Below are 23,134 nucleotides of genomic sequence, written 5' to 3' on the forward strand. Positions count from 1 at the left end.
TTTCGGTTTAGGATGCGCCATCGATTGTTAACATTTTTATATGAAATCGAACCGAACCGGCGCCTGGCCACGCTCTCGAGAAGGCGGTTTCACCCTGATCGAAACGACTGCCGTCATTGCCATCATGGGCACCCTGGCCGCTGCCGCACTGCCGAGGATGGTCGGCCTGACTGGCGAAGCACGCTACGCTGCGCTCGACAATGCGCGGGGAGCGCTGGCTAGCGTTGCGACAATGGCGCATGCAAAGTTCCTGATCAACGGGCAGGCCACGCAAAGCTTCCAGGACAGCGCGGTGACCCTGGCGCACGGCTATCCAGCGGCAAGCCAGGCAACGGCAGAGGCGGCGGGATTGGGCGCGCATTATGTGGTGCTCGCCCAGGCCGGCGCGATGACGCTGGTGCCCAGGGCGATCGCCGGCACACCGAAGGCAGCCCACTGCTTCCTGATCTACGAACAGGCATCGGCCGCCAGGCCGGTGCCGCGCATCAGTCTCGGCGACGGCGCGAGCGCCGACACCTGCGCCTAGGCTTCTCCAGCTTCCCCAGTTTCTCCATAAGGCGAAATCGTCACGATATCGCCCGCTTCGTCGTAGTGCAGCTCGGTCATCTTCACGCTGCGCAGGTGGGTCACGCCTTCCGACAGGCTGCTGTCGTGGTAGAACAGGTAGCTGCGGCCTTCGAACTCGCAGATCGAGTGGTGCGTGGTCCAGCCGATCACCGGCGTCATGATCGTCCCGCGGTAGGTGAAGGGGCCGTAGGGGCTGTCGCCGACCGCATAGCAGAGCAGGTGGGTGTTGCCGGTCGAGTAAGAAAAATAGTACTTGCCCTTGTGCTTGTGCAGCCACGGCGCTTCGAAGTAGCGGCGTTCGTGGTCGCCGGCGCGCAGGGGCTCGCCATGCTCGTCGAGGATCTGCACCGCGCGCGGTGCTTCCGCGAACCCCTTCATGTCGGCCGTGAGCCGCGCCATCCGCGGCGCCAGCGCTTCCTGGTCCGGTGCCGGCTCGGTATTGGCTGGGTCGTGGACGTTGTCGCGGTAGTGCTGCAGCTGTCCGCCCCAGATCCCGCCGAAATACATGTAGAAGGCGCCGTCGCCGTCCTCGAACACGGCCGGGTCGATCGAATAGCTGCCTTCGATGGGTGTGGGCTCGGCCACAAAGGGCCCGGCGGGATGCTCGCCGACCGCGACGCCGATCTGGAAGATGCCGTCCGGCCGCTTGGCCGGGAAGTACAGGTAGTACTTGCCATCCTTGCAGGCCGCGTCCGGCGCCCACATCTGGCGCGCCGCCCACGGCACGTCCTTTACGTGCAGGGCCACGCCATGGTCGACCGCTTCGGCGCCGGGGTGCGCGAGCGAGAGCACGTGGTAGTCCTCCATCGCGAAGTGGTCGCCGTTGTCGTTGAACGGAATGCCGGCTTCGATGTCGTGCGAGGGATAGATGTAGATGCGGCCGTCGAACACGTGGGCCGACGGGTCGGCGGTATAGATGTGCTCCACCAGCGGAGCCGAGATGGCGCGCGCCTTCAGCGCCCGCACGTTTTCCTTGTCGATGATTTCGGACATGACTAGCCTGTTGTCGTTAAGGGATCAGGTTTGGGCCGAAGCGCGCCGTTCGCCGAGTTCGCGCTCGATCTGCAGCTCGACGTTCCTGCGGATGCCGTACAGGGCCAGGCTGGCCACGCCGAGCAGGAAGGGGATCGAGGCCCAGATGCTCACCGACAGCAGGATGCCGTTTGCCGTTTCGGGAGACTGGGCGGGCAGCGCGGCGTCGTAGCCGTAGTGGGACAGCAGGGCGGCGACCAGGGCGCCGCCGATGGACAGGCCCGCCTTGAGGCCAAAGATCATGGCGGAGAACAGCAGGGCGGTGGCGCGGCGGTTGTTCTTCCACTCCGAATAGTCGGCGACGTCGGCGATCATCGCCCACAGCAGGGGGATCGTGATGCCGTAGAAGAAGCCGTGCAGCAGCTGGCACAGGAACACCGGCGCGATCGAGGTGGGCGGGAAGAAGTAGAGGGCCAGCAGGAACAGTGTCGAGACCAGCAGCGCGGCGCCGAACACATCGCGCTTGCCGTAGCGGTCCGCCAGCGGCTTGGAAAAGCCGATCCCGACGATCATCATGATGATGCCGACCGCGTTGAACAGGCTGAAGCCCGAGGTGGCGGCGTCCTTCGGCCAGTGGAAGGCAGTCAGGCCAAGGCCGGCCAGCAGCGCATTCAGGCCGCCGATGAAGGCGTTGAAGCCGATCCCTTCCAGGAAGGCGGCCAGCCGGGCTTCGTCCAGGTAGGAGTTGAAGTAGAAGACGTACATGCCGCCCTTGAGCGCCAGCGTGACGAACACCAGGATGGTCAGCACCAGCATCACCACCCAGGGACGGTTGCCGAGCAGGTCGACGATGTCCTGGCCGATGCTGGAACGCTGCGACGGCGCCGGCACGATGCGCTCGCGGGTCGTGAAGAAGGTAACCAGGAAGAAGATGGTGCCGACGATGGCGAATACGGTCATCGTGTTCTCGAAGCCGCGCGCCTTGTCGCCGTCGCCCAGGATCAGCACCAGCGGCAGCAGCAGGACCTGGATGATGAACTGGGCCACCATCACGGCGGTGAAGCGGTAGGCCGACAGGCTGTTGCGTTCGGCCATATTGCCGGTCAGGACCCCGCTCAGCGCGGAATAGGGGAGGTTATTGGCCGAGTACACCAGCATCAGCATGATGTAGGTGAGCAGGGCGTAGATGATCTTGCCGCGCTCGCCCAGGTCGGGCGTGCTGAAGGCCAGCAGCGCGGTAAGGCCGAAAGGAATCGAGGTCCACAGGATCCAGGGGCGGAACTTGCCCCAGCGGGTGTGGGTGCGGTCGGCCAGCAGGCCCATCAGGGGATTGAAGCAGGCGCCGACGATGCCGCCAACGAAGATGATCGAGGCCGCCGCGCTTGGCGGGACCTTGTACACGTCGGTGTAGAAGAAGGCGATGAAGGTCAGGAGGGTCTGGAAGATCAGGTTGGCGGCCAGGTCGCCCAGGCTGTAGCCAAGCTTCTCGACCACCCCCAGCCGCGAAGGCGTGGTGCTCGGATTGCTCATGGTGTCTCACTCGTCGTTGTACTTGTACGGGCATGTCCCTGCCCGGCCTGACCGGCTATCATCCTTTACCACAAAATGATTGCGCTATCATCAAGTCCAGTATGGCTGAGGCTTGTAACGGAGTCAACCCATAAGGCAAGCGGCAGAAATGCTTGGACAATAAAAAAGGGCGCGCCGTGATGGCGCGCCCTCGTGCTTCGGCAAGGGATGTCAGCCCGCCACGGCCGGCGGGTCCTTGCGGGTCTTCCACAGCGAGTACAGGATGCCCGACGCGATGAGCAGACCGTGATCGCCAGCGACAGCCCGGCCGGCACCTTGCCGCCGAAGACGAAGTCGCCCAGGAAGATCTTCGAGCCGATGAACACCAGCACTGCGGCCAGCGAATACTTCAGGTAGTGGAAGCGCGCCACCATCGCCGCCAGCGCAAAATACAGGGCGCGCAGGCCCAGCACTGCGAAGATGTTCGAGGTGTAGACGATGAACGGGTCACTGGTGATCGCGAAGATCGCCGGCACGCTGTCGACCGCGAACACGACGTCCGTGATCTCGACCATGCACAGCGCCAGGAACAGCGGCGTCGCCCACAGGAGCGTCTTGCCGGGCGCCTTCGGGTCGGGCTGGCGCACCAGGAAGTGGTTACCGTGCAGTTCAGGCGTGACGCGCAGGTGGCGCTTCAGCCAGGACAGCACCTTGCTTTCCTTGATATCGTCGCTGCTGGTATCCACAAAAAACATCTTGATGCCGGTGAAGACCAGGAAGGCGCCGAAGATGTACAGGGTCCAGTAATAGCTTTCCACCAGGGCCGTGCCGGCGCCGATCATGATGCCGCGCGTGACGATGACGCCCACGATGCCCCAGAACAGCACCCGGTGCTGGTACAGCGGCGGGATCGCCAGGGTCGCGAAGATCAGCGAGATCACGAAGATGTTATCCAGCGACAGGCTCTTTTCGATCAGGAAGCCGGTGTAGAAGTGCATGCCTTTCTCGCCGCCGAGTTCATGCCAGACCCAGAGGCCGAACAGCAGGCCCGCGCTCAGGTAGAGCGCGGACAGCTTCAGGCTTTCCTTGACCCCGATGACGTGGTCCTTCTTGTTCAGGACCCCGAGGTCGAAGGCCAGCAGGATGACGACGATCGCGAGGAACACCAGCCAGGTCCAGGCCGGTGTGCCGAGCCAGAGTGCATTGAGCATTTCCATGATGTCCTCCGTTTAGTCTGGATGGGCTGGACTCAGGTGCTCAGCGCCGCCGTGGAAAAGGAATCCTCGGCGCGGTCCTGGCCGAACCAGGCGCGGGCGGCGCGCCGCACCAGGGTGGTCTCGCGGCCGTCGAGGTGACCGTCGGCCTGGACGATGTCGACCATGGTCTTCCACAGGCAGATCTGCAGCAGCGGATCGCGGATGTCGAGCAGTAAGGCGTCCAGCAGCTTCGGATCGATCTCGACCACCCCGGCACGGCGGTTGGACGCTGCATCGAGCAGGTCTTCGCACAATTCGCGCAGGGTGCGATCAAAGGTGTCGTCATCGACCTTGACCTGCTCGAGGAAGGGAGCGCGGTGCATGGCGTGCACTTCGGACGGACTGACATGGCCATCGACGATCATGGACAGGGCCAAGATGCGGCTGACGGCTTCAGGACTATTGGCGGGATAAGCGTGCATGTTGACCTCGTTGAGTGGAAAGTGAATCCACTATAGGAGCGCACAAAACTAAAGTAAAATCGATTAATCTTTAGTGATGCGTAAGTTTTATTGAGGTTTTCATGATCAACTACAAGCACCTGCATTACTTTCACGCGGTTGCCACGCAAGGCACGGTGACGCGCGCCGCCGAGCAGCTGCACGTGACGGCGCAGGCGATCAGCATGCAGCTGCAAGTGCTGGAAGACCAGCTGGGCGAAGAGCTGTTCCAGAAGAAGGGGCGGGTGCTGGAGCTGACCGAGGCCGGCAAGACCGTGCTGCGCTACACGGAACAGATCTTCGACCTCGGCAACGAGCTGGAGCAGGCGGTGCGGCGCGGCGTGTTCAAGGGAGACGAGACGCTGCGGGTGGGCGTGTGCGACATGATCGCCAAGAACCTGGTGTTCCGCCTGCTGCAGCCGGCGCGCGACGCCGGCCTGGCGATGCGCCTGATCTGCCGCGAAGGCCGCTTCGAGGACCTGGTGGTGGATCTCACCGCGCACAAGCTCGACCTCGTCATCTCCGACCAGGGCCTGCCGACCGGCGGTGCGGTGCGCGGCCATACGCGGCTGCTCGGCTCCAGCACGCTGACCGTATTCGGCCATCCCGACCTGTGCAAAGCCTGGCCCGGGCGCTTCCCCGAGTGTCTGCGCAACGCACCCTTCCTGCTGCCGGGCCAGGACGCCGCCATTCACAGCCAGCTGGGCAGCTGGTTCGAGACCCACGGCCTGCGTCCGATCACGGTCGGCGAATTCGACGACGGCGCGCTGCTGAAATCCTTCGCCTGCGCCGGCACCGGCTTCATGGTTGCACCCACGGTCTTGTCAAGCAGCGTGCAGGCGGAAAACGGCCTGGTGGCAGTGGGCACCATCGACAGCATCGTCGAGCATTTCTATGCCGTGTCGGTCGAGCGCCGCGAAGGGCATCCGGCGGTGCGCCGTATCCTCGATGCGGCAGGGCGCGTCTTCACGCAGGACCCGGCCTAAAAAAGAAACGGGCCGGTCATGTGACCGGCCCGTCGGGCAGGACAGCAGGCCCGCAGCCTTACACCACCGCCCCCAGCTTGAAGATTGGCAGATACATCGCAATCACCAGGCCGCCGATCAGGACGCCCAGGATCACCATGATCAGCGGTTCCATCAGCGAGGACAGGCCAGCCACCGCCTCGTCGACTTCCTCTTCGAAGAAGTCCGCCACCTTGCCCAGCATGGCGTCGAGCGAGCCGGATTCTTCGCCGATCTGGACCATCTGGATCACCATGTTCGGGAACACGTTCACGTTCTGCATCGCGATGGTCAGGCTGGTGCCGGTGCTGACTTCGGTCTGGATCTTGCGCGTCGCTTCCAGGTAGACATCATTGCCCGAGGCGCCGCCGACCGAGTCGAGGGCTTCGACCAGCGGCACGCCGGCCGCGAACATGGTCGACAGGGTGCGGGTCCAGCGCGCGATGGTGGCCTTGCGGATCACGGCGCCGAAGATCGGCAGGCGCAGCAGGATGCGGTCCATCGCCTGCTGCATCTTCCTGGATCGCTTCCAGGACTGGAAGAAGAAGTACAGCCCGGCGAACAGGCCGCCGAAGATGACGTACCACCAGGCCACGAAGAATTCCGAGATCGCCATCACCATCAGGGTCGGCGCCGGCAGGTCGGCGCCGAAGCTCTTGAACACTTCCTTGAAGGCGGGGACCACCCAGATCATGATGACCGCGGTGACGACGAAGGCGATCGCGATGATCGAGATCGGGTACATCAGGGCCGACTTGATCTTGGCCTTGATCGCCAGCGTCTTTTCCTTGTAGATCGCCAGGCGCGTGAGCAGGTCTTCCAGGATGCCGGCCTGTTCGCCGGCGCCCACCAGGTTGCAGAACAGCGCATCGAAATACAGCGGGTACTTGCGGAAGGCGTTGTTCAGGCTGGTGCCGGTCTCGACGTCGTTGCGCAGGTCCATGATTAGCTTGGACATCGAGGGATTGGCGTGGCCCTTGCCGACGATGTCGAAGGCCTGCAGCAGCGGCACGCCGGCCTTCATCATGGTGGCCAGCTGGCGCGTGAACAGGGTCAGGTCCTTCTCGGTGATCTTGCGGCCGCTGCGGTAGGCCTTCTTCTTGACCTTGGTGACCAGGATGCCCTGGCGGCGCAAGGTGACGTTGACGATCGCCTCGCCGCCGGCGCGCAGTTCGCCGCGCACGGTCTTGCCGCTGCGGTCCTTGCCTTCCCAGGCATAGACCTTTTCCTTGACCTGGGCGCCGCCCTGGCTTTTCGTGGGGAGGAGGCTTGCCATATCGTCACTCGTTCCTATTCATTGGTGCAGCCAAGCACTTCTTCGAGGCTGGTGAGCCCCTGTTTTACTTTCATCAGGCCGGAGCGGCGCAGCGAGTTCACGCCTTCCTTCTCGGCCTGTTCGGCGATCTGCATCGAGTTGCCGTGCGTGAGGATCAGGGCCTCGATCGCCGGGGTGATCGGCATGATCTGGTAGATGCCGACGCGGCCCTTGTAGCCCGAGCCGAGGCAGCGGTCGCAGCCCACCGGACCGTAGGGCTTCCAGTCGCCTTCCAGGTCGCTCTCGCGGTAGCCGGCCGCGAGCAGCACCTCGCGCGAGGTCTCGAGCGGCTGCTTGCAGTTGCACAGGCGGCGCGCCAGGCGCTGCGCCGTGATCAGGATGACGGACGAGGCGATGTTGAAGGGCGCCACGCCCATGTTCATCAGGCGCGTCAGGGTCGAGGGCGCGTCGTTGGTGTGCAGGGTCGAGAACACCATGTGGCCGGTCTGGGCGGCCTTGATCGCGATGTCCGCGGTTTCCAGGTCGCGGATCTCGCCGACCATGATGATGTCCGGATCCTGGCGCAGGAAGGACTTCAGCGCCACCGGGAAGGTGAGGCCGGCCTTGTCGTTGACGTTGACCTGGTTCACGCCCGGCAGGTTGATCTCGGCCGGGTCTTCCGCGGTCGAGATGTTGATGCCCGGTTTGTTCAGCAAATTCAGGCAGGTGTACAGCGACACCGTCTTGCCGGAGCCGGTGGGGCCGGTCACCAGCACCATGCCGTACGGGCGCGTGATCGCGTCCAGCAGCAGTTCCTTCTGCTCCGGCTCGTAGCCGAGCGCGTCGATGCCCATCTGGGCCTGGGTGGCATCGAGGATACGCATGACGGTCTTTTCGCCGAACAGCGTGGGCAGCGTGGAAACGCGCAAGTCGATGGTGCGGGTCGGGCCGACGATCAGGCGCATGCGGCCGTCCTGCGGCACGCGCTTTTCCGAGATGTCGAGCTTGGCCAGCACCTTGATGCGCGAGACCAGCTTTTCGCGGATCGACAGCGGCGGGGTGGCGTGGTCGCGCAGCACGCCGTCCACGCGCATGCGGATGCGGTAGTACTTCTCGTAGGGCTCGAAGTGAATGTCCGAGGCGCCCAGCTGCACCGCGTCCATCAGAATCTTGTTCAGGAAGCGCACGATCGGCGCGTCCTCGACGTCGCTGGTGGCTTCGGGCGGCGCGACCGGCTGCGCGTCGTCGTCGGCGAATTCGATCTCGCCTTCTTCGCCCACCAGGTCGTTCAGGCTTGCTTCGGCACTCTTGGCCAGGCTGCCCAGCAGCTTGAGCAGGACGTCGTGGGCCACGATCACCGGCTCGACCGAGGACTCGCTCTGGAACTTGATCTGGTCCAGGGCCTGGATATTCGTCGGATCCGATAAGGCCACCGACATCTTGTTGCCGCGCTTGGCCAGGGCGATGACGCGCTGCGCCTGCATCAGCTTGGCGTCGATGGCGGTGCTGGGAATGGCGTCCGGCGCAAAGCTCGACAGGTCGAGCAGCGGGTAGCCGAAGGTGTCGGCGCAGAAGGCGGCCAGGCTGGCGGAATCGATGATGCCGCTTTCCAGCAGGGCATCGATGAAGGCGGTCTTATCAAGGGACGCCTTCTTGTGCAGCGCATCGGCCTGGGCGGCGCTCAAACGGTTCGCCTGCACGAGCGCCCGCGCCAGCCCCGACAGGGGCGCGCCAGTGATCGTGTTGGGGAGAACTGCTGCCATAGAAAACGAGGCCGAAAAAGGGGATTTACCCGGGAAGGATTCTTTGGATGATGCCTACAGGCATCAAATTTGTAAAGGATTCCGACCTTGGGAGATGCGTATGCGCCACGAAGACAGCCTGTCGTGACGCCTTTTATGGCCCGTTCTACAACGGGTGTGAGCGGGCCGACAATGATTATGGTTCAGGCGACAAGGGAGCGTCTTGACGGGTCGGGGCGCAGCAGCTTGACCTGTTTCACGGCCTGGTTCTTCAGCTGCACTACCTCGATAGCGCAGGCGCCGACCTTGAGCGGGGTGGTCGCGATCACCACCAGGAACAGGAAGCGGTGGGTGTGCTTCAGCAACCAGCCGTAGGGTGGGCGGCTCCACCCATCGACGCGATTGATCGGTGACGTTGACGCCGCCCACGCGTTCAAATCTCCCGTGAGCAGCGAGAACGGCTATTCACCGGCCGCTTGAACGCGTGGGCGGCGCCAGCGTTACCGGTGTGCCCGGATGCAGGGTGGAGCCGCCCACCCTACGGACTTATCTACATCAACGCAGCGCCAGACGCTTGGTGCCACCGGAAACAACCGCCTGCGCCGCCTCCAGCTTGAACACTGACAGCGCATGCGTCAGCTGCGTGGTCTGGTCCGTCAGCGATTCCGCCGCTGCCGACGCTTCTTCCACCAGCGCCGAATTCTGCTGGGTCATCTCGTCGATGCTGCCGATCGCGCGGCCGATGTCGTCGATGCCGGCGCTCTGGCGGGCGCCGGCGGCGCTGATTTCGGCCATGATGGTCTGCACCTTGCGCACCGATTCCACGATCTGGCCCATGGTCACGCCGGCTTCGTCCACCAGCGCACTGCCGGCTTCCACTTTGGACACCGAGTCGCCGATCAATTCCTTGATTTCCTTGGCCGCCGCCGCCGAGCGCTGGGCCAGGTTGCGCACTTCGCCTGCGACGACCGCGAAGCCGCGGCCCTGTTCGCCGGCACGCGCCGCTTCCACCGCGGCGTTCAGCGCCAGGATATTGGTCTGGAAGGCGATGCCGTCGATGACCGAGATGATCTCGACGATCTTCTTGGCCGAGCTGTTGATGTCGCCCATGGTCGTGACCACGCCGCCGACCACTTCGCCGCCGCGGGTCGCGATGCTGGTCGCGGTTTCCACCAGTGTGTTGGCCTGGGTGGCGGCGGTCGCGTTCTCGCGCACGGCGCCGGTCAGTTCTTCCATCGAGCGGGTGGTGCGGTCCAGGCTCGCGGCCTGGGATTCGGTGCGGCGCGCCAGGTCGGCGTTGCCGCTCGCGATTTCCGAGCTGGCATTGGCGATGGTGTCGGCCGACTGCTTGATCTCGGCCACCAGGGTCGACAGGCGGCCGCGCATTTCCTTCAGCGCCACCAGCAGGCTGCCGGTGTCGCCGGCTTCTACCCGGATCTCGGTCGACAGGTCGCCGGCTGCCACGGCCTGCGCGATCTCGCGCGCATATTCAGGCTCGCCACCCAGCTGCTGCCAGATGGTGCGCACCACGAACCAGGACACCACGGCCAGGATGGCGATGACGACCAGCGCGGTGACGATCATCGAGATCACGACCTGGTTGACGCTGTGCTTGCTGGCCTCGATGCCGGCCGCGAACTGGCGCTGGGCCGCTTCGTTGACCTTGGCCAGGTCGCCATTCAGGGTGGCGAGGGTCGACTGCATCTTGCCGACCACGGCCTGCGGATCGCCTTCTTCCATTTCCAGCATGATGCGCGCGGCCGACAGGGCCGGCGCGTAATACGCGTCGAATTCCTTGCCCAGGCGCGCGCCGACTTCAGCCTGCCCCGGGATCTGCTTGAACTTCTCCAGCTTGGCGCGCAGCTTGTCCGCTTCCGCGCCCATCTGGCCGACTTTCTCCTTGTCGCCTTCGGCGACAGCTTCCTGCAGCCCGTCGGTAATGGCTGCCACGTCGAGAATGAGTGCCTTGGAGGCATCGAGCACCGGATAATCGACGCTGGCGGTCGTGGTGATCGAGTTCAGTGCGCCGTTCGCGATCATCGCGCTGGCGCCGGCGCCAAGGCCGAAAATAATGGCGGAAATGACGGGCAGTGCCCAGATCCTGCGCTTGATGCTCATTGTGATGTCTCCAGAATGCATAAACCGCCGCCGGCGTGATGCCGGCGGCGGGTGCTAGCTGTTACGGTTTACTGCGCGGTGTAGACGACCTTGACGCTGCCGTCCACTGCGCCCTTGTCGATGTAGCCGATGGCCTTCGGGTTGGCGGCGACGGCGGCCTTCACGGCGGCGCTGTCGGCGACCTCCTTCGGCATCGTGGCCTTGCCGGTGAACACCAGCTTGGACCACAGTGCCTTGGCCTGGGCGACATCCTTGTCCGCCACCTTCTTGTAGAACTCGGCGCGGACCGGGCTCGCATCGGCCTGGTCGATCGGGGTCATGCTCGAGGACTTACCGAGGAAGAACTGGGCGACCTGCTCCTTGCTCATCGTGCTTTCGGCGGCGCTCTTGTTGACCACCACGACCACTTCGGCCATGGCGGGGACCGAGGCGCCGATGGCGGCGATGGTGAACAGGCTTGCAATCATCTTGTTCATGGCTCGCTCCTTAGAACACGAAGTCGAGGGCGATGGCGCCGACGGTCACGGTGTCGTTGAAGCCCGGCTGCGCGGCCACGAACAGGCCGGTGCCGTTCTTCGGCTTGACGCGGTCGATCTGCGCCTTCAGCGCGACCGAGCTGGCGAAGTCCCAGCGCACGCCGATCGAATTGGTCGACTGCTCGCCCTGGCCGACGCCCGAGTTCGGCAGGCGGCGCACGCCGGCGCCCAGCTGCTGCAGGGTCGGGGTGCATGCGGCCGGGTAGCCCGGCGGGCAGGTTGCCGGCACGGTGTTCACGATGGCGCTGTCGATCTTCAGGTTGGCGTGGGTGACGTAGGGCAGGAACTTGCCGATGCGGTAGCCGCCCATCACGTACCAGGCGCTGGTGTCGTTGATGTAGGCCTTGGTCTTGCGCTTGGCGAATTCGGTTTGCACGACGACGTTGTTCCAGTCCATCGACAGGCCGAGCGAGCTGAAGGTAGCGCGCTTTTCCTTGGGTTCGATTTCGCCGGCCAGGGTATTGAGCTGCGGGAAGCGGTAGCCGGTGCCGGCTGCGCGCAGGCCGCCGACCAGGGTGTTCAGCGAGGTCGAATCGGCAATGGTGATCTCACCGGTTGCGTGGCCGGCGCGGACGGTGAACGGGCCGTGTTCGGCACTGATGTTCAGGGCGGCCAGCTTCTTGCCGCGGGCGTGGATGCCGCCGGTCAGGGGAGCTTTCACCTTGCCGTAGGCGAGCTGCGAGGTCACGGTGGTGTCGCCGAAGCCGTGCTGCCAGGTGATGTCGGCGCCATCGACGCTGTTGAACGGCACCTGCGAATACACTTCCGCCGGCGGACGCAGCATGGTGTTGGCGTAGCCGACGTTGCGGTAGTCGGAGATCATGAAGACCGGCAGGCCAACGCGGCCGACGCGGAGGCTCAGGTTGTCCGCGAGCTTGGCCTTGGCGAAGGCCCAGCTCAGTTCGGCGCCGTAGCTGTCTTCGGCGTCACGGCGCACCAGGCCCTGGGCGGTGAAGGACAGCCAGCTGTTGACCGGCAGGTCGGCCTGCAGGCCGAGGTTCGAATCGATGCCGGTACGGTAGTCCTTGGACGAACCGCTGGCCTGGTTCGGGCGGGCGAATTCGGCTTTGTCGCTGTCGGCGTAGGTGAGGGCGCCGGTTCCGAAGCCACTGACTTTCACGGCGGGGAAGCCTGCGCCGTCTTGCGCGTAGGCCGTCGAGACTGCCAGCGGAAGCGCCAGCAGACAAGCAATCACACTTTTCTTCATCATCATTCTTGTTGCGTAAAGCTGCTCGGGAAGGGCGGCGCTGAAAAGGCAGCAAACATGCAGCGCCGTGAAAACTGGAAATCATTCTATCCAGCGAGCAATATTTACATCAACAATAATGATTACAATTAGTGACAAAGTTCTATTTATTCTCTTCAATTGTTGCGGTTCTGAAACAGCATGTTGTCAGAATTAATTCCACCAATGACAAGTGTTTCCTGCAGGCGGCAGTTGAGCCTGCTGAGCGCGATGCACGATGCCGGCCTTGACCGCTTCCTCGGCGTCGAAGATGCGCGCATTGCCCGTCAGGTTGCTGCGGATGTCAGTTGGAGAACCCGCTTCGGTGGTGGCTTCGAGGAAGATGCGCCCATAGCGCTCGGCATCGAAATCGAGGCAGTCGCGCCACTCGGACACGCGCGAGTGGTCGGCTGCGACCAGGCTGCCGAAGCCCCAGTGCAGCGGGTGGATCAGGAAGCGCGTGCCGGGGCAGGCATAGCGCTTCTGCCCGGCCAGGAAGATCACGACGGCGACGGATTCGACGCTGCCGATGTTGTGGGTGGTGAGCGGTACCGGGAGCGACTTGAGGAAGAAGTAGAGCGCGAAGCCGGCCGTCATGTTGCCGCCTTCGCTCGACATGTGCAGTTCGATCTCGGTTGCGCCGTTCTGCAGCGCCTGCAGACAGTTGTTGCGGATGGCGCTGGCGGAATTGTGGTTGATCGGTCCGATGAAATGAACGATATGCAATGCCATGGGCTCTCCCGACGTGGTGAGCCCAAGCATAGCAAGATTCACTTCGGCGGCGCGTCCGGCTGAGGGGTCGCTTCAGGCGGACAGGGGGCGTCTTCCGCCGTCCAGTCGACCCGGATGCGCCGTCCCGCGACTTCCAGCTCGGGACGCAGCGGCTGCACGGCGCTGAGCTTTCCTTCGCGCAGGGCCTGGCGGTATGCCGGACATACCGCGCGGATGCGGCCGGCGATACGCCAGCGGCCGCCTTCTTCCTCGCTTGCGATCACCGAATTCCAGGCATCGTCGCCGAACAGCAGCACTTCCGGCCGCGCATCACCAATCACGTCGCGTACCAGCGCATCGCAGGTCCGGCCCCGGAGGCGCAGGCAGTCGGGCAGGTTCGGGCCGACGGCCAGATCGACCCAGTTGATCGCCCTGAAGCTGTCGGGCAGGCGGGTACCTTCGGGCCAGATACGCAGGTTGGCGGCCAGGTCGGGAGCGTTGGCCAGCAGTCCCTGGTAATAGCGGTTCTGCAGCTTGCGCACCGCCGCGATACGCTCGCGCAGTGCGGCCCCGCCCTGCGCATCGAGGCGGGCCAGCGCTTCGGCGCCGTAGCGCGCGCCATCGAAGTGCAGGTAGCCGACGTCGAAGCGCGCTGCCGACACCCGGCCCGACGCCAGCCGCGCGAGCTGGTCCTCCGTCGACAGGCGCGCCGGGTCGAGCAGCGGCGTGTACAAGGCCAGCAGCACAGCCAGGACCATGAAGGCAGCCGCGATGTTGACTCCGGCGAGGGTCGGCAGCCAGCCCTTGCGCAGCGCGGCGGCCGCGTAGCCGCCTGCATAGCAGGCGGCCACCAGCAGGCAGGCCGCGGCGACGACGCGGTCTTCGGTCCAGCCGTGGTCCTGCACGCGCAGGGCAAGGGCGTAGATCGCGAGCAGCGTGACCGGCACCAGCAGCAGCGAGGCGGCACGGGCCGCCAGCGCGATCGGCCGCGCGACCTGGACTGCGCCGTTCTGCCAGGCGGCGTTGATCAGCACCACGAAGGCGGCCGCCGCCCCGAGCAGGGAGGCGGCGGCGCTGCGCGTGGCCCACAGCGGTTCCAGCCCCGTGAACGGCAGGCTGGCCAGGAAGCCGGCCACCAGCAGCGTCAGCACCGGCAGGATCCAGGACAGCAGCACCAGCAGCAGGTTGCGGATGCCGCGCACGATGCCCGGACGCACATCGGTCAGGTGCAGGGCGGTGGCGAAGGCGAAGGTGGTGACGGGAATGGAAAACCAGGATTCCCGGATCGCCTTGCTGAGGAAATCGAGTTTGATCAGGAGGAAGAGCTGGGCACCCAGGTGCAGCACCAGCCAGGTGACGCCAACGAACAGGCCGCTGAAAGCCAGTTGCACGCCCAGCTTCCAGGCGGTCTCGAAATAGGCGCCGTACGAGACGATGCGGCGCCGCTCGAGTGCGCCGGCCAGCACCATGGCATGGGCGATGAACAGGCCGCCGACCAGGGCAAGGTTGAGTTGCGACGATGGCTCCGGTGCGCGCGGCCTCGGTGGCGCCGGCGGGCGCCAGGCGCCCTCCATGCGCCACACGTCGTGGAAGGCGAGAATGACGATGATGGCGGCCGCGGCCGCGGTCCACAGCAGCAACTGAGACCGCGTCAGTTGCCCGAGGCCGCTGATGGCGATGACCGGCGCCAGCACGCACAGCAGGAGCAGGGGCACGAACAGGCGCGGCACCGTCGCCGGCCAGTGCAGTTCCATGCCGGCGCGGTACAGGAAATAGAGAAGCAGGCCCTGGACCAGCCCGATCGCGATGCGGGTGGCGGCAAGTCCCGGCCGCGGGGCCAGGTCGGGCGTCTCGAGGGCGGCTGCGTGCATGGCGGCTCCTGGTTGTTGTTCAGTAAATATTACTGCGGTTCAACCCGGCCGGCGATAGTTTTGCTCAGCTGCCCCGGTAAGTGGAATAGGACCAGGGCGTCATCACCAACGGCACGTGGTAGTTCTGCGCGCTGTCGGCAATGCCGAAGGCGATCGTGATGCGGTCGAGGAAACGGGGGGAGGGCAGTTCCACGCCCTGGGCGGCAAAATAGTCGCCGGCGTGGAACACCAGCTCGTACTGGCCCGGGCGCATCAGATCGCCTTCCAGCAGCGGGGCGCCGCAGCGGCCGTCGCCGTTGGTAAGCTCGGTCTTGATCAGGGTGCGCCCGCCGGCGGCAAAGGCATACAGCTCGACCCGCACGCCGGCCCCCGGGCGGCCATGGGCGGTATCGAGGACGTGGGTGGAAAGTTTGCCCATGCGGCTCCCATATGTGAAGGATGAGTCGGAGTATGCGACGAATCATATACCGTTGTGCTTCCTGCAATATATGATCGCCGATATACCTCCTTTTCTATGACGCTCATGGACACCTACCAGAACTATCCGCGCGACCTGGTTGGCTACGGCCGCACGCCGCCCCATGCCCGCTGGCCCGGCGGCGCCCGGGTCGCCCTGCAGTTCGTGCTGAACTACGAGGAAGGGGCGGAAAACTGCGTGCTGCACGGCGACCCGGCCTCGGAGACCTTTTTATCCGAGATCATCGGCGCCCAAGCCTTCCCGATGCGCCACATGAGCATGGAGTCGCTGTATGAATACGGCTCGCGCGCCGGCCTGTGGCGGGTGCTGCGCCTGTTCGAAGAGCGCGGGCTGCCGCTGACGGTGTTCGGGGTGGCGATGGCGCTCAAGCGCAACCCGGAGGCGGTGAGCGCCTTCCGCGAACTGGGCCACGAGATCGCCTGCCACGGCCTGCGCTGGATCTCGTACCAGAACGTGGACGAGGCCACCGAGCGTGCCCACATGCAGGAAGCGGTGCAGATCATCCGCGAGCTCACCGGAGAAGCGCCGCTCGGCTGGTACACGGGACGCGACTCGCCCAACACGCGCCGCCTGGTGGTCGAACACGGCGGATTCGCCTACGACGCCGACCACTACGGCGACGACCTGCCGTTCTGGCAGGAGGTGGCGGTGAGCGGGGGCGAAACGGTGCCGCACCTGGTGGTGCCCTATACCCTCGACACCAACGACATGCGCTTCGCCGCCATGCAGGGCTTCAATTCGGGGACCCAGTTCTTCGACTACCTAAAGGATGCCTTCGACGTGCTGTACGTGGAAGGCGACCCGAACGGCCTGGACCGGCCGAAGATGCTGTCGATCGGCCTGCACTGCCGCCTGGTCGGACGGCCGGCGCGCGCCGCGGCGCTGGCGCGCTTCCTCGATTACGTGCAAGGACACGAGGGCGTCTGGATCTCGCGCCGCATCGACATCGCCCGGCACTGGAAAAGCGTGCATCCTTTCCTAAAATGAAAGCGTGGAAGGATTCATAAGATATACGAATATATTGATAAGTAATATATAGATTGTCTTATAAATGAAATGCCTTTGGGTGCTAGCCTTCCGCCCTTGCCTGAGAATGAGAACACCATGTCCGAGCCGATCCGATTCTATTACCGTGGCGCCCTGCGGGAAGTGCGCGATGCGCAGCCCACGCAGACCATCCTGCAGCACCTGCGGGAAGACCTGCACTGCACCGGCACCAAGGAAGGCTGCGCCGAAGGCGACTGCGGCGCCTGCACGGTGGTGCTCGGCTCGCTGGAAGGCGGGCAGCTCGAACTCAAGGCGGTCAATTCCTGCATCCAGTTCACCCCCACGCTCGACGGCAAGGCCCTGTTCACGGTGGAAGACCTGCAGCAGCAGGACGGTTCGCTGCACCCGGTGCAGCAGGCGCTGGTCGAGTGCCACGGTTCCCAGTGCGGCTTCTGCACGCCGGGCTTTGCCATGTCGCTGTGGGGCATGTACCTGAAACAGGATGGCGCACCCACGCGCTGCCAGATCGACGACGCCCTGTCGGGCAACCTGTGCCGCTGCACCGGCTACCGTCCGATCATCGATGCTGCCCGGCGCATGGTCGAGCTGCCGCCGGCTGCTTTTGACCGCGCCGCGCTGGCCGAACGTCTGCAGCTGCTTCAGCGCACCCATGGTTTCAGCTATGAAGCGAAGGGCGGACGCTTCCACATCCCGCGCACGCTGGACGAACTGGTCCAGCTGCGCGCCGAACACCCGGCCGCGCTGCTGCTGGCCGGTTCCACTGATGTCGGCCTGTGGGTGACCAAGCACATGCGCGAGCTGAACGACATCATCTACCTGGGCCAGGTGGACGCGTTGAAGGTCGTGGCGGAAAGCGACGGCATGCTCGAGATCGGCGCCGGCGTCACGCTGAACGACGCCTACGCCGCCATCTGCCGCCATTACCCCGACGAGCTGTCGGAGATGTGGCAGCGCTTCGCCTCGCTCCCGATCCGCAACGCCGGCACCCTGGGCGGCAACGTCGCCAACGGCTCGCCGATCGGCGACTCGATGCCCTGGCTGATCGCCCTGGGCAGCCAGGTGGTGCTGCGCGGCGCTGCGGGCGAGCGCGTGCTGGCGCTGGAAGATTTCTATCTCGGCTACCAGCAGAAAGACCTGCAGGCCGGCGAATTCGTCCAGGGCCTGCGCATCCCACTGCGCCGTGAGGGGCTGCGGATGCGTACCTATAAACTGGCCAAGCGCTTCGACCAGGACATTTCGGCCGTGTGCGCGGCCTTCGCCATCACGCTCGATGGCGACAGCATCGCCAGCGCACGCATCGCGTTTGGCGGCATGGCGGCCACGCCCAAGCGCGCGGCGCAAGCCGAAGCGGCACTGGTCGGCGAGGCCTGGAATGAGGCCACCATGCGCGCGGCCATGAGCATGCTGGCGCAGGATTACGCCCCCTTGAGCGACATGCGCGCTTCCAGCAGCTACCGCATGCAGGCGGCGCAGAACCTGCTGCGCCGCTTCTGGCTCGAGACCCGCGTCGACAATCCGCTGCCGTCAACGGCGGTCAATGCCTTCGCGGCCGGTTGAGGAGAGCGACATGAACGACGCAGGCATCCCTATCCTCGACGCAAGGCAGTTGGACACTGCGTGGACCGAAGTCGGCCGCGCGCGGCCGCACGAATCCGCCGTACTGCACGTGCTCGGCCAGGCCACCTATACCGACGACATCCCTGAGACTGCCGGCACCCTGCACGCGGCACTCGGCCTGTCCTCCCACGCCCATGCGCGCATCCTCGGCATCGACCTGGAACCCGTGCGCGCCAGCCGCGGCGTGGTCGCGGTCCTGACGGCGCGCGACATCCCGGGCACCAACGATTGCGGCCCGATCATCCACGACGACCCGATCCTGGCCGACGGCCTGGTCCAGTACGTCGGCCAGCCGATGTTCATCGTCGTCGCCGACAGCCACGACAACGCGCGCCGCGCCGCGAAACTGGCGAAGGTCGAGTACGAAGACCTGCCGGCCATCCTCACGCCGCAGGCGGCGCGCGCCGCGCAATCGTATGTGCTGCCGCCGATGCGCCTCGCGCGCGGCGATGCCGAAAGCGCTTTTGCCTCTTCCCCCTACCGCGTGAAAGGCGAGCTGTACGTTGGCGGCCAGGAACAGTTCTACCTCGAAGGCCAGATCGCCTATGCGATCCCGGGAGAGGACCGCGGCATGCATGTCTACTGCTCGACCCAGCATCCGAGCGAAATGCAGCACGTGGTCGCGCACGCGCTCGGCTTGCATTCGCACCACGTGGTGGTCGAGTGCCGCCGCATGGGCGGCGGCTTCGGCGGCAAGGAATCGCAGTCGGCGCTGTGGGCGTCCGGCGCGGCGATCGCGGCCGCCCACCTGCGCCGCCCGGTCAAGCTGCGCGCCGACCGCGACGACGACATGCTCGTCACCGGCAAGCGCCACTGCTTCCACTACGAGTACGAAGTCGGCTACGACGGGGAAGGGCGCATCGTTGCGGCGAAAGTCGACATGGTCACGCGCGCCGGCTTCTCGGCCGACCTGTCCGGCCCCGTGGCCACGCGCGCCGTCTGCCACTTCGACAATACTTATTACCTCTCCGACGTCGAGATCCGCGCCGCCTGCGGCAAGACCAACACCCAGTCGAACACCGCCTTCCGCGGCTTCGGCGGGCCGCAGGGTGCGATCGCGATCGAATACGTGATCGACGAGATCGCCCGCAATCTGGGCCGCGACCCGCTCGACATCCGGCGCCTGAATTTCTACGGCAAGGCCGATCGCAACGTCACGCCCTACGGCCAGGCGGTGGTCGACAACGTGATCCACGAACTGGTGGCCGAGCTGGAACAGACCAGCGACTACCGCGCCCGCCGTACCGCAATTAACGAATTCAACCGCTGCAGCCCGGTGCTGAAGAAGGGCCTGGCGCTCACCCCGGTGAAATTCGGCATCGCCTTCAACGTCACCCACCTGAACCAGGCCGGCGCGCTGGTGCACGTCTACGTGGATGGCTCGATCCTCGTGAACCACGGCGGCACCGAGATGGGGCAGGGCATCAACACCAAGGTGATGCAGGTGATCGCGCACGAGCTGGGCGTGGACCTGGAGCGTGTGCGCGCCACCGCCACCAATACCAGCAAGGTCGCCAACACCTCGGCCACGGCAGCGTCCACCGGCGCGGACCTGAACGGCAAGGCGGCGCAGGACGCCGCGCGCAAGATCCGCGAGCGCCTGGCTGCGTTCGTGGCCTCGCAGTTCGGCGGCGAGCCGTCCGAGGTGCGCTTCGCCGACGACACCGTCTTCGTGGCCGGCCAGGCGCTGCGCTTCGGCGAAGTGGTGGCCAAGGCCTATCTGGCGCGGGTGCAGCTGTGGTCGGACGGCTTCTATGCCACCCCCGGCCTGCACTGGGATCCGAAGACCATGAACGGCAATCCCTTCTCGTATTACGCCTACGGCGCCGCGGTGTCGGAAGTGGTGGTGGACACCCTCACCGGCGAATGGAAGCTGCTGCGCGCCGACACCCTCTACGACGCCGGTAACTCGCTGAACCCGGCGATCGACATCGGCCAGGTCGAAGGCGCCTTCATCCAGGGCATGGGCTGGCTCACCACCGAAGAACTGTGGTGGAACCCGGCGGGCAAGTTGATGACGCACGCGCCGTCGACCTACAAGATTCCTGGTATCTCCGACTGCCCGGAAGACTTCCGCGTGCGCCTCTTCAAGAACCGCAATGTCGCCGACAGCATCCACCGCTCCAAGGCGGTGGGCGAGCCGCCGCTGCTGCTGCCGTTCTCGGTGTTCTTTGCGATTCGCGATGCCATCTCGAGCGTGGGCGGCCATCGCGTGAATCCGCCGTTGAACGCGCCGGCCACCTGTGAGGAAATCCTCAAGGCGGTGGCCTACGTCGAATCGGCGAGTGCCTGATGAGCGATTGGCTTCCATCCGAGCTGCACGCGCCGGCAGTGCTGGTGACGGTCGCCCGCGTCGAGGGTTCCGTCCCGCGCGAGCCGGGTGCCCGCATGCTGGTGGATGCCCAGGGTTTCAGGGGCACCATTGGCGGCGGCCACCTGGAGCACCGGGCGCTGGAGATGGCGCGCGCGATGCTGGAGCAGGGCGGGGCCGCGCACGTCGAACGCTTTCCGCTGGGGCCAAAGCTGGGACAGTGCTGCGGTGGTATCGCCTGGCTGGCGTTCGAGTTTGCCGATGCGCAGCAGCTGTCACTGCTCGACAGTCGGCGCAATGAGGACACCTGGCGGGTGGTTTGTGTAGGGGTGATCTGGTCCAGTGGACCAGATCACGGTCACCCGCCCACGCGGTCGGCGAAAGATGAGGGACAGCCTGTGCGTCCGCCAGTTGACCGCGTGGGCGGCGAAGCCGCCCACCCTACGGGTATATTCGACGGAAGCGGGCGCCAGCTCACTTGCGGCGAGGCCCCTGCCTTTGATCGCACCCAGGGCACCCACGTCTTCCAGGACGACGCAGGCCGTCTCTGGCTGGCCGACGCTGTCCTCGCCCCGCGCGCCCACCTGATGCTGTTCGGCGCCGGCCATGTCGGCGCCGCCATCGTGCGCGCCCTGGCCGAGCTGCCTTGCCGCGTGACCTGGGTCGACGAGCGCGAGGACCTGTTCCCGGCCGCCATGCCGGCCAACGTGACGGTCGAAGCGACCGACACGCCCGAAGCGCTTGTTGAAAACGCACCACAGGGCACCACCTTTCTGGTCATGACCCACAGCCATGCCCTTGACCTGAGCCTGTCGCACGCGATACTGTCCCGCCCCGGCGCCCAGGATTGGTTCGGCCTGATCGGCTCCGCTACCAAGCGCCGCCAGTTCGAGCACCGCCTGCGCGAACGCGGCGTCAATGATGCGCGCCTCGCCACCATGGTTTGCCCGGTCGGCATTCCCGGCATCGAGGGCAAGGCCCCGGCCGTGATCGCGGCCTCCGTGGCGGCCCAGCTGCTCACCGTATGGGAAGCGGCAGCCCGCCCAATTGAAGTTTCAACGGAAATACACTGATGTCCACCGCACCTCACAACGTGCAAGCCTATCGTGCGAGCTTGCTGCATTTTCACGCCGACCCGGCATTCCACGGCGATGCCCACGCCTGGCACGAAGACGGCCTGCTGGTGGTCGAGGATGGCCGCGTCAAGGCCGCCGGCGATTATGCTGCGCTGATCGGCAGCTTGCCTGACGGCGTGACGCCGCACGACTACCGTGGCCAGCTCATCACCCCGGGCTTCATCGACACCCACCTGCATTACCCGCAGACCGACATGATTGCCTCGCCAAGCGAGGGCCTGCTGCCCTGGCTGGAGACCTACACCTTCCCGACCGAGCGCCGCTTCGAGGACCCGGCGCACGCCCGTGCGACCGCCGAGTTCTTCCTCGACGAACTGCTGCGCTGCGGGACCACCACCGCGGTCGTCTACTGCACCGTGCATCCGCAATCGGTCGACGCCTTCTTCGAGGCCAGCGAGGCGCGCAACCTGCGCATGGTGGCCGGCAAGGTGCTGATGGACCGCAACTGCCCGGATTTCCTGCGCGATTGCGAGGGCAGCGTGGGTGACAGCGCCGCCCTGATCGAAAAGTGGCACAAGCGCGGGCGCCAGCTGTATGCGATCACGCCGCGCTTCGCCCCGACCTCGACCGACGCCCAGCTGCGCGCCACCGCCGAACTGGCGAAGGCCTGGCCCGACACCTTCATCCAGACCCACGTCTCGGAAAACAAGGACGAGTGCAAGTGGGTGGGCGAACTGCATCCGCAGTCGCGCAGCTACCTGGACGTGTATGAGCGCTTTGGCCTGATGCGCCCGCGCGCGCTGTTCGGCCACTGCATCTGGCTCGACGACGAAGACTTCGCGCGCATGGCGGCCACCGGCAGCGCCGTGGCGGTCTGCCCGACCTCCAACCTGTTCCTCGGCAGCGGCCTGTTCGACTTCGAAAAGGCGGATGGGGCGAACGCGCTGCTCTCGCTCGGCACCGACGTCGGCGCCGGCACCTCGTTCTCGATCCTGCAGACCATGAACGAAGCCTACAAGGTGGCGCGCCTGAAGGGCAGCTACCTGCCTGCGCTGCGCATGTTCTATCTCGCCACCCTGGGCGCGGCGCGCGCCATGGACCTGGAGGGCACGATCGGCAGCTTTGTCCCGGGTGCGGAAGCGGACTTCATCGTGCTCGACCCGAAGGCCACGCCGCTGCTGGCGCGCCGCACGGCGCAGCTGGAGTCACTCGAGGAGCTGCTGTTCGCGCTGGCGCTGCTGGGCGACGACCGTGCGGTCAAGGCGACCTATTCGGGCGGCGCCCTCGTTCATCGCCGCAGCGCGTAGGGTGGGCAGCTTGACCGCCCACGCGGTGATTGTCGAGGGCTCCACCATCGTGCCGGATGATCTCGCCGCCAGCTATCACCGCGTGGGCGGGGGACCCGCCCACCCTACGTGCCATATTGCAAAGGCCAACT

General features: G+C 65.4%; 19 protein-coding genes and 1 pseudogene. 7 read left to right on the forward strand and 13 right to left on the reverse strand.

All coding sequences use genetic code 11. The features are described 5' to 3' along the window. Positions 1 to 40: 40 nt before the first annotated feature. Positions 41 to 526 (forward strand): type II secretion system protein, encoded by a 486-nt coding sequence (locus tag LK542_RS00790; protein ID WP_227810441.1) that lies wholly within the window; start codon positions 41 to 43, stop codon positions 524 to 526. Here the strand turns inward: LK542_RS00790 and LK542_RS00795 are convergent. From LK542_RS00795 to LK542_RS00810, 4 genes and pseudogenes are all read right to left on the reverse strand, one after another. Beyond that, on the reverse strand, positions 523 to 1,560 hold the full coding sequence (locus LK542_RS00795; RefSeq protein WP_227800095.1) for a glycoside hydrolase family 43 protein: 1,038 nt from the start codon (positions 1,558 to 1,560) through the stop codon (positions 523 to 525). The two genes, LK542_RS00790 and LK542_RS00795, sit on opposite strands and share 4 nt — an antisense overlap. 24 nt (positions 1,561 to 1,584) lie before the next feature. Continuing rightward, positions 1,585 to 3,069: an MFS transporter gene (locus tag LK542_RS00800; RefSeq protein WP_227800096.1), complete on the reverse strand. Its 1,485-nt coding sequence runs from the start codon at positions 3,067 to 3,069 to the stop codon at positions 1,585 to 1,587. A 210-nt stretch (positions 3,070 to 3,279) separates the two neighbouring features. Continuing rightward, positions 3,280 to 4,265, reverse strand: a pseudogene (locus LK542_RS00805) (TerC family protein). Positions 4,266 to 4,297: 32 nt separating this feature from the next. Beyond that, positions 4,298 to 4,726 (reverse strand): TerB family tellurite resistance protein, encoded by a 429-nt coding sequence (locus LK542_RS00810; protein ID WP_227800098.1) that lies wholly within the window; start codon positions 4,724 to 4,726, stop codon positions 4,298 to 4,300. A gap of 101 nt (positions 4,727 to 4,827) precedes the next feature. Between LK542_RS00810 and LK542_RS00815 the strand changes: the two genes are divergently transcribed. Further along, on the forward strand, positions 4,828 to 5,730 hold the full coding sequence (locus LK542_RS00815) for a LysR family transcriptional regulator (protein WP_227810442.1): 903 nt from the start codon (positions 4,828 to 4,830) through the stop codon (positions 5,728 to 5,730). 58 nt (positions 5,731 to 5,788) lie between these two features. Here LK542_RS00815 and LK542_RS00820 read toward each other — a convergent pair whose 3' ends face one another. The 9 genes from LK542_RS00820 to uraH all read right to left on the reverse strand — a co-directional run bounded on the left by LK542_RS00820 (position 5,789) and on the right by uraH (position 15,624). After that, positions 5,789 to 7,024 carry a type II secretion system F family protein gene (locus LK542_RS00820; protein ID WP_227810443.1) on the reverse strand — a complete coding sequence of 412 codons (1,236 nt, stop codon included), beginning with the start codon at positions 7,022 to 7,024 and terminating at the stop codon, positions 5,789 to 5,791. 14 nt (positions 7,025 to 7,038) lie between these two features. Continuing rightward, positions 7,039 to 8,766 carry a type IV-A pilus assembly ATPase PilB gene (gene pilB / locus LK542_RS00825; protein ID WP_227810444.1) on the reverse strand — a complete coding sequence of 576 codons (1,728 nt, stop codon included), beginning with the start codon at positions 8,764 to 8,766 and terminating at the stop codon, positions 7,039 to 7,041. A gap of 182 nt (positions 8,767 to 8,948) precedes the next feature. Beyond that, entirely contained in the window at positions 8,949 to 9,110 is a 162-nt protein-coding gene (locus tag LK542_RS00830; protein WP_227810445.1) for a hypothetical protein, read from the reverse strand. A 190-nt stretch (positions 9,111 to 9,300) separates the two neighbouring features. After that, positions 9,301 to 10,863: a methyl-accepting chemotaxis protein gene (locus LK542_RS00835; protein WP_227810446.1), complete on the reverse strand. Its 1,563-nt coding sequence runs from the start codon at positions 10,861 to 10,863 to the stop codon at positions 9,301 to 9,303. A gap of 68 nt (positions 10,864 to 10,931) precedes the next feature. Further along, positions 10,932 to 11,339, reverse strand: coding sequence for a hypothetical protein (locus LK542_RS00840; RefSeq protein WP_227800109.1), 408 nt, complete (start codon positions 11,337 to 11,339; stop codon positions 10,932 to 10,934). 10 nt (positions 11,340 to 11,349) lie between these two features. Then, positions 11,350 to 12,612 (reverse strand): hypothetical protein, encoded by a 1,263-nt coding sequence (locus LK542_RS00845; RefSeq protein WP_227810447.1) that lies wholly within the window; start codon positions 12,610 to 12,612, stop codon positions 11,350 to 11,352. A 186-nt stretch (positions 12,613 to 12,798) separates the two neighbouring features. Then, entirely contained in the window at positions 12,799 to 13,356 is a 558-nt protein-coding gene (locus tag LK542_RS00850; protein WP_227800111.1) for an ATP-dependent Clp protease proteolytic subunit, read from the reverse strand. A 38-nt stretch (positions 13,357 to 13,394) separates the two neighbouring features. Beyond that, the gene (locus LK542_RS00855; RefSeq protein WP_227810448.1) at positions 13,395 to 15,206 is read right to left on the reverse strand and encodes a DUF4153 domain-containing protein; all 1,812 of its coding nucleotides are present in this window, start codon (positions 15,204 to 15,206) and stop codon (positions 13,395 to 13,397) included. Positions 15,207 to 15,270: 64 nt separating this feature from the next. Next, positions 15,271 to 15,624: a hydroxyisourate hydrolase gene (uraH, locus tag LK542_RS00860; RefSeq protein WP_227810449.1), complete on the reverse strand. Its 354-nt coding sequence runs from the start codon at positions 15,622 to 15,624 to the stop codon at positions 15,271 to 15,273. Between the two features lie 105 nt (positions 15,625 to 15,729). On the opposite strand from uraH, the gene puuE reads away from it, so the two are divergent. The 5 genes from puuE (at position 15,730) to guaD (ending at position 23,003) form a co-directional block, all read left to right on the forward strand. After that, positions 15,730 to 16,671 carry an allantoinase PuuE gene (gene puuE / locus LK542_RS00865; protein WP_227810450.1) on the forward strand — a complete coding sequence of 314 codons (942 nt, stop codon included), beginning with the start codon at positions 15,730 to 15,732 and terminating at the stop codon, positions 16,669 to 16,671. Between the two features lie 117 nt (positions 16,672 to 16,788). Beyond that, positions 16,789 to 18,249: a xanthine dehydrogenase small subunit gene (gene xdhA, locus LK542_RS00870; protein WP_227810451.1), complete on the forward strand. Its 1,461-nt coding sequence runs from the start codon at positions 16,789 to 16,791 to the stop codon at positions 18,247 to 18,249. Positions 18,250 to 18,259: 10 nt separating this feature from the next. Further along, complete coding sequence (xdhB, locus tag LK542_RS00875; protein ID WP_227810452.1) at positions 18,260 to 20,602, forward strand: xanthine dehydrogenase molybdopterin binding subunit; 2,343 nt, start codon at positions 18,260 to 18,262, stop codon at positions 20,600 to 20,602. After that, on the forward strand, positions 20,602 to 21,693 hold the full coding sequence (gene xdhC, locus LK542_RS00880) for a xanthine dehydrogenase accessory protein XdhC (RefSeq protein WP_227810453.1): 1,092 nt from the start codon (positions 20,602 to 20,604) through the stop codon (positions 21,691 to 21,693). The genes xdhB and xdhC overlap by 1 nt, the downstream gene beginning before the upstream one ends. Further along, the gene (gene guaD, locus LK542_RS00885) at positions 21,693 to 23,003 is read left to right on the forward strand and encodes a guanine deaminase (RefSeq protein ID WP_227810454.1); all 1,311 of its coding nucleotides are present in this window, start codon (positions 21,693 to 21,695) and stop codon (positions 23,001 to 23,003) included. The genes xdhC and guaD overlap by 1 nt, the downstream gene beginning before the upstream one ends. The last annotated feature ends 131 nt before the right edge of the window (positions 23,004 to 23,134 follow it).

The organism is Massilia sp. IC2-477, from assembly GCF_020707265.1.
Lineage (GTDB): Bacteria > Pseudomonadota > Gammaproteobacteria > Burkholderiales > Burkholderiaceae_D > Telluria.